14 protein-coding genes are annotated in these 14,057 nt (G+C 59.4%); 11 read left to right on the top strand and 3 right to left on the bottom strand.

Features of this window, described 5'->3' with window-relative positions; translation table 11 throughout:
• Positions 1 to 81 precede the first annotated feature (81 nt).
• Positions 82 to 1,026: a LysR family transcriptional regulator gene (locus JKA62_RS12505; protein ID WP_011331923.1), complete on the bottom strand. Its 945-nt coding sequence runs from the start codon at positions 1,024 to 1,026 to the stop codon at positions 82 to 84.
• A gap of 165 nt (positions 1,027 to 1,191) precedes the next feature.
• Here JKA62_RS12505 and JKA62_RS12500 point away from each other — a divergent pair, with 165 nt between their 5' ends.
• The gene (locus tag JKA62_RS12500) at positions 1,192 to 3,552 is read left to right on the top strand and encodes a TonB-dependent receptor (RefSeq protein WP_011331924.1); all 2,361 of its coding nucleotides are present in this window, start codon (positions 1,192 to 1,194) and stop codon (positions 3,550 to 3,552) included.
• A gap of 207 nt (positions 3,553 to 3,759) precedes the next feature.
• Here JKA62_RS12500 and JKA62_RS12495 read toward each other — a convergent pair whose 3' ends face one another.
• Positions 3,760 to 4,320, bottom strand: a complete 561-nt coding sequence (locus tag JKA62_RS12495) for a hypothetical protein (RefSeq protein ID WP_011331925.1) — start codon at positions 4,318 to 4,320, stop codon at positions 3,760 to 3,762.
• Positions 4,321 to 4,724: 404 nt separating this feature from the next.
• Here JKA62_RS12495 and JKA62_RS12490 point away from each other — a divergent pair, with 404 nt between their 5' ends.
• The 10 genes from JKA62_RS12490 to JKA62_RS12445 all read left to right on the top strand — a co-directional run bounded on the left by JKA62_RS12490 (position 4,725) and on the right by JKA62_RS12445 (position 12,850).
• Positions 4,725 to 5,537 (top strand): energy transducer TonB, encoded by an 813-nt coding sequence (locus tag JKA62_RS12490; protein WP_041475106.1) that lies wholly within the window; start codon positions 4,725 to 4,727, stop codon positions 5,535 to 5,537.
• Between the two features lie 45 nt (positions 5,538 to 5,582).
• Positions 5,583 to 6,308 (top strand): MotA/TolQ/ExbB proton channel family protein, encoded by a 726-nt coding sequence (locus JKA62_RS12485; protein ID WP_011331927.1) that lies wholly within the window; start codon positions 5,583 to 5,585, stop codon positions 6,306 to 6,308.
• A gap of 1 nt (position 6,309) precedes the next feature.
• Entirely contained in the window at positions 6,310 to 6,711 is a 402-nt protein-coding gene (locus JKA62_RS12480) for an ExbD/TolR family protein (RefSeq protein WP_003220570.1), read from the top strand.
• A gap of 169 nt (positions 6,712 to 6,880) precedes the next feature.
• Positions 6,881 to 7,462, top strand: coding sequence for an alpha/beta hydrolase (locus tag JKA62_RS12475; RefSeq protein ID WP_011331928.1), 582 nt, complete (start codon positions 6,881 to 6,883; stop codon positions 7,460 to 7,462).
• A gap of 56 nt (positions 7,463 to 7,518) precedes the next feature.
• A complete protein-coding gene (locus JKA62_RS12470) occupies positions 7,519 to 8,451 on the top strand; it encodes a sigma 54-interacting transcriptional regulator (RefSeq protein WP_011331929.1) in 933 nt (310 codons plus the stop codon).
• Between the two features lie 164 nt (positions 8,452 to 8,615).
• Complete coding sequence (locus tag JKA62_RS12465) at positions 8,616 to 9,413, top strand: MetQ/NlpA family ABC transporter substrate-binding protein (protein WP_011331930.1); 798 nt, start codon at positions 8,616 to 8,618, stop codon at positions 9,411 to 9,413.
• A 462-nt stretch (positions 9,414 to 9,875) separates the two neighbouring features.
• Complete coding sequence (locus tag JKA62_RS12460) at positions 9,876 to 10,541, top strand: amino acid ABC transporter permease (protein ID WP_201817968.1); 666 nt, start codon at positions 9,876 to 9,878, stop codon at positions 10,539 to 10,541.
• Positions 10,522 to 11,181 carry an amino acid ABC transporter permease gene (locus JKA62_RS12455; protein WP_041475107.1) on the top strand — a complete coding sequence of 220 codons (660 nt, stop codon included), beginning with the start codon at positions 10,522 to 10,524 and terminating at the stop codon, positions 11,179 to 11,181. The genes JKA62_RS12460 and JKA62_RS12455 overlap by 20 nt, the downstream gene beginning before the upstream one ends.
• Positions 11,178 to 11,975 (top strand): amino acid ABC transporter ATP-binding protein, encoded by a 798-nt coding sequence (locus JKA62_RS12450; RefSeq protein ID WP_011331933.1) that lies wholly within the window; start codon positions 11,178 to 11,180, stop codon positions 11,973 to 11,975. The genes JKA62_RS12455 and JKA62_RS12450 overlap by 4 nt, the downstream gene beginning before the upstream one ends.
• Positions 11,972 to 12,850: a transporter substrate-binding domain-containing protein gene (locus JKA62_RS12445; RefSeq protein WP_011331934.1), complete on the top strand. Its 879-nt coding sequence runs from the start codon at positions 11,972 to 11,974 to the stop codon at positions 12,848 to 12,850. The genes JKA62_RS12450 and JKA62_RS12445 overlap by 4 nt, the downstream gene beginning before the upstream one ends.
• On the opposite strand, the gene JKA62_RS12440 is transcribed toward JKA62_RS12445, so the two are convergent.
• On the bottom strand, positions 12,847 to 14,007 hold the full coding sequence (locus tag JKA62_RS12440; RefSeq protein WP_011331935.1) for an AAA family ATPase: 1,161 nt from the start codon (positions 14,005 to 14,007) through the stop codon (positions 12,847 to 12,849). The two genes, JKA62_RS12445 and JKA62_RS12440, sit on opposite strands and share 4 nt — an antisense overlap.
• Positions 14,008 to 14,057 lie beyond the last annotated feature (50 nt).

The following is a 14,057-nucleotide window of genomic DNA, read 5'->3' as shown; positions in this document are numbered from 1 at the left end:
ACAGGCGAGGTTTTTCGCTTTCGGCGAGGGTGTTCGGCAAGTGCATTCGGGGAATGCTTGCCATGCATGAAACGCATGGGCTCAGACGGCGAGGTTCGCCAGTGAGCACACCTCTTCTTCCACCGCATCGATCGCCTTGATCTGCTCGATCATCGCCTCGGCCAACGGCGACAGCCGATACCCGGCGCGGCTGACAATTCCGTAACGGGTGTAAAGCTCCTCCAGATCATCCGCTAACCCTTCGACCTTCAAGCAAACCAGTTCACCCCGGGCTTGATGCAGTGCATCTGAATAGGCACCGACGATGCCGATCGCATCGGAGCGCAGCACCACGCCGAGCAGGCTGGCGCTGTTTTCACATTCCACATTCGGGACGAAATCCGGCCGGCCACTGAGGTCAACGATGACCTTGCGCAGGTTTGGCGGACGAATGCTGACGGCCAGTGGATAACTCATCAATTGCTCTGCCGTGACTCGCTCGAAAGCGCCCAGCGGATGCCCGGCGCGACAGCAGAAATGCCATTTGCGTGGCCGCAAGCGGTGGGTCAGATAATCCGGGTCGGCCTCGAAATGTCGGGTGTCGGCAACGAAGAATTCGAACTCTTCGCTCAGCAGCCGTTTGCTCAGGCTCTGCCAGTCATCGACCTGGTAATGCACCCGCGCTTTCGGGTAGCGGCCGATGAAGCTGCCGATCGCTCGCGGGATTAATCCCGCTGCCGGCGCCGGGCCACAACCGAAGCGCAATTCCCCAGCCTCCAGCCCGTTGAACTGGCTGATCTCGTTGGCCATCTGCTGCGCACCGCTGACCAGGCGCCGCGCATGTTCAAGCAGCACCTGGCCCTGTTTGGTCGGCGGCAATTCCTTGCGCCCGCGATCCACCAACTGACAACCGACGCTGTGCTCCAGCGCCTGAATGCTGCGGCTGAACGCCGACTGCGACAGGTTCACCGCCTGCGCGCCGGCGACGAAACTGCGTTGTTCGGCGAGGGCGATGAAGTGTCTGAGCTGGCGCAAGTCGATATGCATTTTTCACATAAAAAATATCCGGGAAATGCATTGGATATGCATTAGGTCGACTCCTTATAAAGGCAATCTCTTATGCAGTAAATCTTTGTAAAAACATAAATAAATAACTTAAAAGAATATGCGGCACGGAAGATGTCTGCGTGTTTTTTGACCAGGAGCAGTCCCATGAGTCCGTTGAACCTCGCTTCACCGCCGCCGCCACGACGGCTCAAACGTCTGCCCTTGGCCCTGTTGCTGGCGGGGAGTGCCAGTTGGACCCACGGCTACGCTGCGGAAACCGAAACCCCTGTGCCGGCACCGGCAGGCAAGACCGCGACCGCCACTTCGCAACTGGAAACCGTGACCGTCACCACCCGCCGTCGCGAAGAAAGCTCTCAGGATGTGCCGACGCCAATGAGCGTGGTGAGCGGCACGACTTTGGAGACGCAACGGGTCTACCGAATCCAGGATCTTCAGCAACTGGTGCCCAGCGTCAACGTCGCCTACATGCATGCGCGTCAGTCCAGCGTGTCGATCCGGGGTCTGGGCAACAACCCGGCCAGCGATGGTCTGGAAGGCAGCGTCGGGCTGTACATCGATAACGTTTATCTGGGCCGTCCGGGAATGGCGGTGTTCGACCTGATGGACATCGAGCAGCTCGAAGTCCTGCGCGGGCCGCAAGGGACGTTGTTCGGCAAGAACACCACCGCCGGGGTGATCAACATCAGCACCCGCGCGCCGAGTTTCACCCCGGAGCGCAGCATCGAAACCTCGGTCGGCGAGGACGGTTATTTCCAGACCAAGGGCACCATTTCCGGGCCCCTCAACGATGTGCTGGCCGGGCGTTTGTCGGCCTATCGCACCCGCAGCGATGGCGACATCAAGAACGAATTCAACGGCCATGACCTGAACGGTGGTTCCCGCGACGGCTTCCGGGCGCAGTTGCTGTTCAAGCCCAACGAGAATTTCAACCTGCGCTGGATCGGTGACTACAACGAAGAGGATTCCAGCGCCGGCACCCGGGTGCTGTACAACACCGGACCGACCATCAATGGCGTCAATCTCTACTCGGCCCGCGCCGCCGCTGCCGGCGCGACGCTGGTCAACGGCTCGCACCGCAAGGTCAACCTGGACAACGATCAGCACGTCACCGTGCATCAGGGCGGCACCTCGGTGGAGGCCAACTGGACCCTGCCGAGCGACTTCACCCTGACCTCGGTCAGCTCCTATCGCTTCTGGAATTTCACCCCGCGCAACGACGACGGCCTCAATGTGCCGGCCACCTACAACGCCGGGGTGTCGGTTGAGGACAAACAGTATTCCCAGGAATTTCGCCTCGCGTCGCCCAAGGGCGAGTTCTTCGATTACGTCCTCGGCGCCTACTATTTCGGATCGGACCTGGACAACAAATCCTTCGCCTATTACGGCCCGCAGGCCGACATCTGGAACGGCACGCCACGGGGCGCGCTGGCCAACGTCAATAGCGTCGGCCGTGGTCATATCAAGACCGACAGTTTCGCGTTGTTCGCCCAAGGCACCTGGCACCTGACCCCACGTCTGGATTTCACCGCCGGGGTGCGTGGCACCTATGAAGAGAAGAACGCCTGGGTCAATCGTGATGCGCCGGTCGGTGGCGCCGCTGTCACGGGTGCCGCAGCCACCGCGCGACGCGGCCGGACTGGCGCCTACGATTCCGGCGACCTGAACCAGTACAGCTCCAGCCCGTCCGGATTGCTCAACCTCAGCTATCGCTTCACCGATGATCTGCTCGGCTACGCCACGTTGTCTCACGGCGAAAAATCCGGCGGGGTCAACCTCGTGGTCGGCTCGGCCCCGACCGCTGGTGCCGACTCGTTGCTGATCGGCACCGAGCGCGCCAACAACGCCGAACTCGGCTTCAAGAGCACGCTGTGGGATCGCCGTTTGCAGCTCAACGCCAACGTGTTCTGGACCCAGGTCAACGCTTACCAGACCAACGCCTACGACGACGTCAACCGCGTGCAATACCTGACCAACGCCGGTTCAGTGCGCTCACGTGGCGTGGAGTTCGAAAGCACCGTGATCCCGCTGCGTGGCCTGACGCTGAACTTCAACGGCTCGTACAACGACGTCAGCTATCTCTCCTACAAGGACGCGCCGTGCCCGCCTGAAGTCAGCCAGGCACCGGGTGCTCCGGCCTCGTGCGACCTCAGCGGTCATCAGGTGGTCGGCGCCTCGAAATGGATCGGCAACGCCAACGGCAAGTACGAATGGAATCTGGATAACGGGCTGCAACCTTATGTCACCGGCAGCTACGCGTTCCGCTCCAAAGCGGTGGGCACGGTCGAGGATTCCGACTACGGCCAGATCCCGAGTTACGCGGTGGTCAATCTCTCCACTGGCCTGCGCGGCGATTTCAATCAGGGTCAGTGGGACGTCTCGCTGTGGCTGAAAAACGCCTTCGACAAAACCTACTACACGACCCTGTGGACCGGCGGCAACGGCGGCTATGAAGGCCTGCTCGGTACGCCTAGAACGTTAGGTGTGAGTGGTCGATACGACTTTTAAAGGTGGTTTGAAATGCACTTTCTGGCAGGGCGCCTGTTACGCCTGCCAGAAAGGGGGGGCCGAATATTACGTGTAGATGTATCACGACGTACAACAGACATCATCATTCAAGTATCTGATATGTATTAAGAAAGGGCATATTTCGAGGAAGTATTAACATAGAAGGTCGGCATAAGTAAGGCTGAAGTATGCTTTGAATGGATTTGGCTACTCTAGAACCCAAAAGCAGTGTTCGAGAGTGCACTTTTGCTTGTCAATTTGGATTATCTTCATATACCCATCTATATGAAATCCTGAATCATTGATGTTGCCAATTTTCGCTGATCCTCCGGGTGGAATGGTTACCCAAGACAAATCGTCTACTTTACGAGCCGTAATGTTTGATGTTCCTTTGTTGATGATCTCGAAATCAGGGGTTATGCGACGTTGAGCCGCAGTCTTGTTCAACGATGAATTAGATTTTTTAGAGTCAGACAGGACAACGCACAGTTCTTGAGGGCACCCCACCCGGGAAATCGAAATGTGCTGGATTTTGCCGCTCGCGGAGGCATTAATAATGGCGCCTGCGACAGGTAAGAATGGTATAGAGATATTTTCTCCGGGTAATAAATTCGTATCGGGGTGTCCGTAGATTTTAGCTATAAGTGTTAGAGCTTGGGAAGCGTTCTTGAAATCCGTTTTGAAATCGGCAGATTTTGATTCTTCGGCTGCGTGCAGCAGGGTCGATGAAAGCAGAGCGAGGGCTATAACGAAATTATTGAGTTTCATAAGGGTTTCTCAACGTAGTAGGTAATACGCCCTCATTTGATGATGTTTTTGACAGTGGCGATACTGTCAGAAATTACAGGTTTTGAAGATTTTCAATAATCTTTTGGAATAATGACCAACTTCTAATTCCTGATTTTCTTTTTCTATCGTTCAAGCTGCCTTTGACGAATATTTTCCATGCCTTAAAAGCATGTGGTTAGAGCTATGTTGGCCAGAGCCCTTGTAAGGCAAGGCTTTCAGAAAACCAATCGGTATTTATATTCTTTTTGGTTATATACTTTGTCATAAAAAATACTTTAAGAAATAAGTGTCTGTATCAATGATTCACCAACTGAAACGTTGTGCGGGGGATGTCAGGCATGACGCTTCGGGCTTTTCGCAAAGAGACCGCAGGGAGTAAATCAATGGGCAATGTCCAGACCGCCGCCAGCGCACAGGAGGTGCTGTGGCGCCAGGCGCCGAGCGGCGAGTTGGTCGATCTCGGCCGGCCCCATCGCGTGCCGTTGGGGCAGCTGCGTTTGCAGCGCGCCCCCAAGGGCATTTTGAGCCGCCGCGAAACGATTCTGCTCGGCGTTCTGGCGCTGGTGGTGCATGGCGCGGTGATCTACTGGATCAACCAGCATCCGACGCCGGCGCTGCCGATCGTGCCGCCGGAAATTCCACCGATGACCATCGAGTTTTCTCGCCCGGCGCCACCGGCACCACCTGTAGTTGTGCCGCCGCCACCGGCACCTGTGGTTGAGCCTCCGCCCCCGGTGGAGGACGAACTGGCAACCAAGCCGCCACCGAAACCAAAGCCGATTCCAAAACCGAAACCGGTCGCCAAACCCGTACCGAAACCGGCGCCAAAAGCGGTCGAGCAACCACCGGCTCCGCCACAACCGGCCGCCCCGGTCGCCGCGCCCGCGCCACCTGCACCACCGGCACCTGCGCCGGTGACGCCGGCCTCGGCCAACGCGGCGTACCTGAAGAACCCGGCGCCGGAGTATCCGTCGCTGGCCCAGCGTCGCGGTTGGGAAGGCACGGTGTTGCTCCGGGTGCACGTTCTGGCCAGCGGCAAACCGGGCGAAATCCAGATTCAGAAAAGCAGTGGCCGGCAACAGCTCGACGACGCGGCGCTGGACGCTGTGAAGCGCTGGAGCTTCGTGCCGGCCAAGCAGGGTGATGTCGCCCAGGACGGCTGGGTCAGCGTGCCCATCGATTTCAAGATTCATTAAACCGAAACCAATTTCGCGCTAAACGTTTACACGAGGGAACACATCATGACGTTACTGGCATCTCCACTGGAATCCATCGAAAGCGCGGTGATCTGGCTGCTGGTGGTCTTCTCTGTCGCCACCTGGGGCCTGGCATTGCTCAAGGCTGTGCAGTTTGGCCGGTTGAAGGCGCAGGATCGCAAATTTCACAAGCGCTTCTGGGCGGCGTCGAGTCTGGACTCCGCCGCCGAGTTGAGCGAAACCCAGCCCGGCGCGGCAGCGCGGGTGGCACAGGCCGGTTATGCGGCGATACAAGTGGGCGAGGCGCCGCAGGCCAATGACCTGAGCCAGGCGATCAACCATCAGGATCGCCTCGAACGTGCCTTGCGTCAGCAGATCGTTCGCGAGCGGCGTTCGCTGGAAACCGGTCTGGCGGTGGTCGCGAGTATTGGCAGCACCTCGCCGTTCATTGGTCTGTTCGGCACGGTGTGGGGAATCATGGAAGCGTTGAAAGGCATCAGCGCGGCGGGCTCGGCGAGCCTGGAAACGGTCGCAGGACCGATCGGTGCAGCGCTGGTCGCCACCGGTGTGGGGATCGCGGTCGCGGTGCCGGCGGTGCTGGTTTACAACTACTTTTTGCGCCGTCTGAAACTGACGGCGGCGGACCTGGATGACTTTGCCCACGACTTCTACAGCCTGGCGCAAAAGAGTTCGTTCCGTGTGCTGATTCACCCGACCGCGCACAAGGCTGCGGCCCAGGGCAACGCAACAAAAGTGAAGGAGGCGTCCTGATATGGCCTTCTCCACGCAAGACAGCGACGAGGTGCTGAGCGAGATCAACGTGACGCCGCTGGTGGACGTGATGCTGGTGTTGCTTGTGGTGTTTATCGTCACCGCGCCGCTTTTGACCAACGCGATACCGATCAACCTGCCGAAGACCGAAGCGGTGGCGCCGGTCGAGCAGAAAGACCCGTTGGTGGTGAGTATCGACGGTGCTGGAAAACTGTTTATCAACAAGGACGAAATCCAGCCGGATCTGCTGGAGTTCAACCTCAAGTCGGCCAAGGCCAAGGACCCGGAAGTGCGCGTGCAATTGCAGGCCGACGACGGGGTGAATTACGGCGAAGTGGCGCGAGCCATGGCTTCGATTGAGCGGGCGGGCATCACCAAGCTGTCGGTGATCACTGCACGATAAGGGTTTCACGTTTTTCCGGGGCCGTCTCCTTGGCAGGGTGCGGCCCCTTTTTTTGCTCAATGCTTAATATTCTTTTCAGGTCTTAATAAATAGCTTCTTATTCCTTAACGAATATAAATCCCGTCCCTATACTCGTTCAGGAACAGACACGACGCAGGAGAGCTCCCCCATGCGCAACGAATCAATCCGCTATCTGATTGTGCCGGGCTGGCAAGGATCGCCAGAAGATCATTGGCAAACCCACTGGCAGAACAGCCTGCCCAACAGCGCGCGGGTAGAGCAGGCCGACTGGCTGACGCCGCGTCGTGAAGACTGGGTCGCGGCGCTGGCCGAGGCGATTGCCGCCGACAGCTCGCCGGTGATTCTCATCGCGCACAGCCTGGGCTGCATCACCGTGGCGCACTGGGCGGCCACCGCGCCGCTGCATCATTTGCGTCAAGTGCGCGGGGCATTGCTGGTGGCGCCGGCAGATGTCGAGCGCCCGGCCTGCGTGCCGGCGCTGCGCAATTTCGCGCCGATCCCGACCGATCTGCTGCCCTTCCCGAGCCAGGTCGTCAGCTCCGACAACGACGCCGCCGTCAGTGCGCCGCGTGCGCTGGAGCTGGCGCGCAACTGGGGCGCCGAGGCGGGGGTTCTCGCGGGCGCCGGCCATATCAACGTGAAGTCCGGGCATCAACGCTGGGAGCAGGGATTCGCTTATCTGTATCGCCTGCAAAACCGCATGGAACACCACGCCCGGCGCCGTGCCTGATCACTTTTATTTGTTCAACGCCCCCGTCTCCCGGCGATTTGGGGCGGGAGTCTGCCATGAGTCTTGAAACCTTCGGTCAGCCGTTGCTGACCTTTCCCGATGCGGAAAAAAGTCCCCTGAGCATTCGCGCCAAGGCGCTGGTGTTCGTCGATCCACGCTCGCGCCAGTTGCGCGAAGAAATGGCCCAACTCGCACCGCGCTCGATCTCGGTGTTGATTCGCGGCGAGACCGGCACCGGCAAGGAATTACTCGCTCGCCATATCCATCGCGCCAGTGATCGCAGCGGATTGTTTGTCTCGGTCAATTGCGGCGCGATCAGCCCGACCTACGCCGATGCGGAATTGTTCGGTTATGCCGCCGGCAGCTACAGCGGTTCGGCCAGCAGTCGCGCCGGTTGGTTCGGTTCAGCCAACGGCGGCACCTTGTACTTGGACGAGATCGGCGACCTGCCGTTGCCGATCCAGATCAAGTTGCTTTCCGCACTGGAAAACCACGAAGTCACCCGCGTCGGTGCGCATCAGCCGAGCCCGGTGGACGTGCGCCTGGTAGCGGCGACCAGCATCGATCTGGCGCAAGCGGTGGCGGCAGGGAAATTCCACGAGCGGCTTTATCACTATCTCAGCGAAGGGCATCTGGAACTGCCAGCGTTGCGCGCGCGGGTTGGCGACATTCTGTCGTTGGCCGAGTACTTCCTCGGCATTTACAGCCAGCGTCTGGATCTGCCGGTGCCTTTGATCAGCGAAGCGGCGCAGCAGGTGCTGGAACAGCACAGTTGGCCGGGCAACACCCGGGAGCTGGAAAACGTCATTCATTTTGCGTTGCTGGTGAGCACCGGCGACGAAATCCTGCCGGAGCACCTGAACCTGCCCGAGGTGTCTGGGCCGCAGGTTCAGATCGAGCGTCAGGTGGCGAGCGTCAGCCTCAACGGCACCGTCGACGAACGTAAGGCATTGAAAGAATGGCTGTTGAGCTTGAGCGAGGCGTTGTAACCCTTTTGCTCAACATGAACAAAATGGAATATGAAGCTGAATAAACGTTATTGTCCGGGAATAAAAAATCCCGGTATTGTCCGCTTCACGCCAGCAGTAGCACATCGCTGGCACACGTATTAATGCCGTCGTCGATGACGACCGATTTTCGATAAGGACACTGCATGAAAAAGGTTCTGTTGTTTACCGCATTGGCGGCTGCTCTGACGGCTTCCCTGGCCCAGGCTGGCGAGAAACTGGTGGTGGCCGCGACGCCGGTGCCGCACGCCGAGATCCTCGAGCTGATCAAGCCGACCCTCGCCAAAGAAGGCGTGGATCTGGAAATCAAGGTCTTCACCGACTACGTACAGCCGAACGTACAGGTGGGCGAGAAGCGTCTGGATGCCAACTACTTCCAGACCAAGCCTTACCTGGACAGCTTCAACGCCGGCAAATACAAGGATGACAAGGCCAAGTACCTGGTGACCGTGCAAGGCGTGCACGTTGAACCGTTCGGTGGCTACTCGAGCAAGTACAAGACCCTGGCTGAACTGCCGGACGGCGCCACCATCGCCATTCCGAACGAAGGCAGCAACAGCGGTCGCGCACTGATCCTGCTGCAGAAGGCTGGCCTGATCGAACTGAAAGATCCGAAGAACGCCCTGGCCACGCCAAAAGACATCGCCAAGAACCCGCACAACTTCAAGTTCAAGGAACTGGAGTCGGCCCTGCTGCCGCGTGTTCTGAAAGAAGTCGATCTGGACATGATCAACACCAACTACGCGCTGGAAGCCAAGTTGAACCCGACCAAGGACGCCCTGGTGATCGAAGGCGCGGATTCGCCTTACGTGAACTTCCTGGTTGCCCGTGAAGACAACAAGAACAGCGATGCCATCAAAAAACTGGCCGCTGCCCTGACCAGCCCTGAAGTCAAAGCGTTCATCGAGAAGAAGTACAACGGCGCGGTACTGCCGGCGTTCTGATCCGACGCAGCAGCAACCCCCTTCAAGGTTGAAAAAAACGCCGATGACCCGCGATGGTCATCGGCGTTTTTTCTTGCGTGTGGCTGACTCAGGCAGCGCTGGTTTTCAGCGCTCTGCGCAAGGCCACCAGCCATTTCACGAAATCCTGCGGGTCCGGTCGCTGCGGCACTTTTACGTCCATGTTCTCTTCCTTGTTATGGGGTTGGCCGGGGGAGTCTGGCCAAAAGCTGTTCGTCCTTGGAGGGCTTTTACGAAAAAAAGATCCGTCCTACAGCGAAAGGAAAAATAGCCTTCTTATTCTGTCGGAGCAAACCCGCAGGATAGTTTTTTGCGTGATATCAATATGCTTTAACGGTATTTAAATTCTTTTTCTTATACCTTTAAAGTCGGTGCCTGCCGGACAGTTACCCGCTGTCCATGGACTGCACCACCGTCGCTTACCGAGCGGCGTCAGGATGTTTCATGACCTTCGATTACGCATTTATCCTCAGCACCCTGCCGGCGTTTCTCAAGGCCGTGGGCGTGACGCTGCAGGTCGGTTTGATCGCCATTGGCACCTCGCTGCTGGTGGCGCTGCTCAATGCGACGATTCTGGTGTTCCGCACGCCTTACCTGCAAAAACTGGTCGGGCTGTATGTGGAACTGGCGCGCAACACGCCGCTGCTGATCCAGTTGTTCTTCGTCTACTTCGCGCTGCCGGCACTGGGGATCAAGGTTTCCGGATTCACCGCGGCGATCATCACCATGACTTTTCTTGGCGGTGCCTACCTCACCGAAGTGCTGCGTGCCGGCGTCGATGCGGTGCCTCAGGCGCAACTGGAGTCTGTGCGCTCCATCGGTTTGTCCCACGGCCAGTTGCTGCGCTACGTGATCCTGCCGCAGGCCGGGATTCTCAGCCTGCCGTCGCTGTTCGCCAATTTCATTTTCCTGCTCAAGGAGACCACCGTGGTCTCGGCCGTGGCGGTGCCGGAGATTCTCTACACCACCAAGAGCTACATCGCGCTCTACTACAAGACCTACGAAATGCTCGCCGTGCTGACGCTGATCTGCGTGCTGCTGTTCCTGCCGCTGTCGCTGCTGTTGAGCCGTCTGGAAAGGAGGCTCCAGCATGGCCAGTTCGGGTCTTGAACTGCTCTGGGTGTCGTTGCCGCAATTGGCCAAAGGCGCCGGGCAAACCCTGTCGATCTCGTTCCTCAGTATCGCCATCAGCACCGTCGGCGGCGTGCTCTACGGCGTGCTGCGCACACTCAACGTACGGTGGCTGAACGCGCTGCTGCGGATCTATCTGGAGCTGTTCCGGGCGATCCCGGTGCTGGTCTGGTTATACCTGCTGTTTTTCGGCCTGCCGATTTTCTTCGGCCTGAGCCTGCCGAGCTTCTGGTGCGCGGTGCTGGTGCTGTCGCTGTGGGGCGCCAGCGAGGTCGGCGAAGTGGCGCGCGGTGCGTTGCATTCGTTGCCGCGCGGGCAGCGTGAGGCGGGGTTGTCGATCGGCCTGAACGCGGCGCAGCTCTACGGCTACGTGCTGTTGCCCCAGGCGCTGAAACGCATGACGCCGCCGACCATCAACGTCTACACGCGGATCATCAAGACCAGTTCCCTGGCGGTGCTGATCGGCGTCGTCGATGTGATCAAGGTCGGCCAGCAGATCATCGAACGCACCTACGAATCGGTGCTGATCTACGGCGCGCTGTTCCTGTTTTTCTTTTTCATCTGCTACCCGCTGTCGGCCGCTTCGCGCGTGCTGGAGCGGCGCTGGACGCAAGCATGAGCGCATTGATCGAGTTTCAGGGCTTCAACAAATTCTTCGGTGAACAGCAGGTGCTCAAGGGCATCGACCTGCAAGTGAAATCCGGCGAAGTCATCGTCGTCCTCGGCCCCAGCGGCTGCGGCAAAAGCACTCTGCTGCGTTGTCTGAACGGCCTGGAAACCGCCCACAGTGGCTCTCTGAAATTCGCCGGCCGCGAATTGCTGGACAAGGCCACCGACTGGCGCGAAGTGCGTCAGCAGATCGGCATGGTGTTCCAGAGTTATCACCTGTTTCCGCACATGAGCGTGCTCGACAATTTGCTGCTCGGCCCGCTCAAGGTGCAGAAGCGCGAACGCCGCGAAGCACAGCAACAAGCCGAAGCGTTGCTTGAGCGCGTGGGCCTGGCGGACAAGTGCGACGCTTTCCCGCGCCAGCTCTCCGGCGGCCAGCAGCAACGCATCGCCATTGTCCGCTCGCTGTGCATGAACCCGCGGGTCATGCTCTTCGACGAAGTCACCGCCGCCCTCGACCCAGAGATGGTCAAGGAAGTGCTGGAAGTGATTCAGGGGCTGGCCCGCGAAGGCATGACCCTGTTGATCGTCACCCACGAGATGGCCTTCGCCCGCGCGGTGGCCGATCGCATCGTGTTCATGGATGCCGGGCGCATCCTTGAACAGAACCCGCCCGAGCTTTTCTTTACGAACCCGCAAACCGCACGCGCGCAGCAGTTCCTGGAGAAGTTCTCCTACGTCGAAGCGCTGACTTCAACGACTTCGCCCACAACGTCTCAAACCAAGGAACTGGAACTGCCATGAAAACTGCCAAAGCCCTATTCGCACTCCCGCTGATCAGCCTTGCGCTGCTGGCCGGCTGCAACAAGACCGAAGAACCGGCCAAGCCCAAAGTCGCCAGCGAAAGCACCGCGCCGGCCGGTTATCTGGACAAGATAAAGGCCCGCGACAAACTGATCGTCGGCGTGTTCACCGACAAACCGCCGTTCGGTTTCGTCAACGAAGCGGGGCGTTACGTCGGCTTCGATACCGACATCGGCCGTCAATTCGCCAAGGATCTGCTGGGCGATGAAAACAAGGTCGAGTTCGTGGCCGTGGAACCGGCGAGCCGCATTCCGTTCCTGCAAAGCGACAAGGTCGACCTGATCCTCGCCAACATGACCGTGACCCCGGAGCGCAAGGAAGCGGTGGAATTCACCAACCCGAACCTCAAGGTCGCGGTGCAGGCGCTGGTGCCCCAAGGCAGCGAGGTGAAAAAGCTGGATGACCTGGCGACCCGCACCACCATCGTCACCACCGGCACCACCGCCGATATCTGGCTGACCAAGAACCACCCGGACTGGAAACTGCTGAAGTTCGAGAAAAACTCCGAGTCCCTGCAAGCCCTGGCCAACGGCCGTGGCGATGCCTACGCGCAGGACAATCTGGTGCTGTTCAGCTGGGCCAAGCAGAACCCGGGCTACCGCGTGCTGGACGAAAAACTTGGCGCCGAAGCGCCGATTGCGCCGGCGGTGAAGAAGGGCAATATCGAATTGCGCGATTGGGTGAATGCGGAATTGGCCAAGCTGGGTGAAGAGAAATACCTGCTCAAGCTGTATGACCAATACGTGCGCAAAGAGCTGAGCGATGACACCAAGCCAGAGAGCGTGATTGTCGAAGGCGGGAAGTGGCAGGGCTAATCAGGCCAATTCCACGCCGGCTCATCCAGAACCCTCTGCCCGACTATTCCGGTCTGGCCGAGGGTTTTTTCCAGCACGATGCAATTGCATTCCGGGTCCTCCTGCAACGCCGAAATCAATCGTCGGGCATGGGACACCACCCACACCTGACACTGCTCCGACACCCGGATGATCAAGCGTGCCAGCGCCGGCAGCAGGTCCGGATGCAGGCTGGTTTCCGGCTCGTTCAGCACCATCAGCGATGGCGGGCGTGGCGTCAGGAGCGCGGCGACCAGCAGCAGATAGCGCAACGTGCCATCCGACAGTTCCGCCGCCGACAACGGCCGCAACAACCCTTCCTGAAAGAACTCGATGGCGAAGCGTCCGCCCGCCAGCGGCGCAATGTTCAGGCGTGCACCGGGAAACGCATCACTGATCGCCGCCTGCAGCGCCTCGGGATCGCCGATCTCGCGGATGGTCTGCAACGCCGCCGCCAGATCGCGCCCGTCGTGATGCAGCACCGGCGTGCGCGTGCCCAGTTGCGGCTGGCGCACCGGGGCGTCGGCGTCGCTGCGAAAGTGGTCGTAGAAGCGCCAGCGGCGGATGAACTCACGCATCTGGAACACTTCCGGCGAGGTGCGCAGGCTGCCGACCTGATCGAACAGGCTGTCGAAGTTCGGCGTGTGCTGGGCCAGCACGTCCCAACTGCGACCGTCGCGGGTACGGATCATCGGCCCGTCGCGATCCACCAGCAGGCTGGCCGGACGATAAAGCGGCCCGGCCCAGATGCATTCCTTTTTGATTTCCGGGTCGAGGGAAAAGTACGAGAGGCTCGGCTCAGGCAATCCCAGGGCGATCGAATAACTGAAATCCTCCCCGGCAAAGCCCAGACGCAGGCGTTTGACGCCCTGGCGCACGGTGGACTGGATCGGCACTTCACCGTTGCGCATGCGCCGGCTGATGGTTTCCGGCCCGGCCCAGAACGTCGAGTCTAGCCCGCCCTCACGGGCCAGCGCATTGACCACGCCGCCCTGAGCGGTTTCCGCCAGCAGCCGCAGCGCCCGGTACAGGTTGGACTTGCCGCTGCCGTTGGGGCCAGTGATCAGGTTCAGACGGCCCAGCGGAATCACCAATTTATTGATCGAGCGGTAATTGGCCACCGCGAGGGTCTTGAGCATGAAAATCCTTCCTGGGTGCCCCGAAATCCGGATAAGGATACTCGCCGCAC

It is taken from the genome of Pseudomonas sp. B7 (assembly GCF_016735645.1).
Taxonomy (GTDB): domain Bacteria; phylum Pseudomonadota; class Gammaproteobacteria; order Pseudomonadales; family Pseudomonadaceae; genus Aquipseudomonas; species Aquipseudomonas glycinae.
The sequence above is the reverse complement of the archived record's forward strand: the minus strand, read 5'-3'. Positions and strand labels throughout refer to the sequence as shown.

What these genes read in the sequence shown, in the direction of transcription:
- JKA62_RS12505 (WP_011331923.1), bottom strand. Translation starts at nt 1,026, where the DNA reads ATGCATATCGACTTGCGCCAGCTCAGACACTTCATCGCCCTCGCCGAA.
- JKA62_RS12500 (WP_011331924.1), top strand. Translation starts at nt 1,192, where the DNA reads ATGAGTCCGTTGAACCTCGCTTCACCGCCGCCGCCACGACGGCTCAAA.
- JKA62_RS12495 (WP_011331925.1), bottom strand. Translation starts at nt 4,320, where the DNA reads ATGAAACTCAATAATTTCGTTATAGCCCTCGCTCTGCTTTCATCGACC.
- JKA62_RS12490 (WP_041475106.1), top strand. Translation starts at nt 4,725, where the DNA reads ATGGGCAATGTCCAGACCGCCGCCAGCGCACAGGAGGTGCTGTGGCGC.
- JKA62_RS12485 (WP_011331927.1), top strand. Translation starts at nt 5,583, where the DNA reads ATGACGTTACTGGCATCTCCACTGGAATCCATCGAAAGCGCGGTGATC.
- JKA62_RS12480 (WP_003220570.1), top strand. Translation starts at nt 6,310, where the DNA reads ATGGCCTTCTCCACGCAAGACAGCGACGAGGTGCTGAGCGAGATCAAC.
- JKA62_RS12475 (WP_011331928.1), top strand. Translation starts at nt 6,881, where the DNA reads ATGCGCAACGAATCAATCCGCTATCTGATTGTGCCGGGCTGGCAAGGA.
- JKA62_RS12470 (WP_011331929.1), top strand. Translation starts at nt 7,519, where the DNA reads ATGAGTCTTGAAACCTTCGGTCAGCCGTTGCTGACCTTTCCCGATGCG.
- JKA62_RS12465 (WP_011331930.1), top strand. Translation starts at nt 8,616, where the DNA reads ATGAAAAAGGTTCTGTTGTTTACCGCATTGGCGGCTGCTCTGACGGCT.
- JKA62_RS12460 (WP_201817968.1), top strand. Translation starts at nt 9,876, where the DNA reads ATGACCTTCGATTACGCATTTATCCTCAGCACCCTGCCGGCGTTTCTC.
- JKA62_RS12455 (WP_041475107.1), top strand. Translation starts at nt 10,522, where the DNA reads ATGGCCAGTTCGGGTCTTGAACTGCTCTGGGTGTCGTTGCCGCAATTG.
- JKA62_RS12450 (WP_011331933.1), top strand. Translation starts at nt 11,178, where the DNA reads ATGAGCGCATTGATCGAGTTTCAGGGCTTCAACAAATTCTTCGGTGAA.
- JKA62_RS12445 (WP_011331934.1), top strand. Translation starts at nt 11,972, where the DNA reads ATGAAAACTGCCAAAGCCCTATTCGCACTCCCGCTGATCAGCCTTGCG.
- JKA62_RS12440 (WP_011331935.1), bottom strand. Translation starts at nt 14,007, where the DNA reads ATGCTCAAGACCCTCGCGGTGGCCAATTACCGCTCGATCAATAAATTG.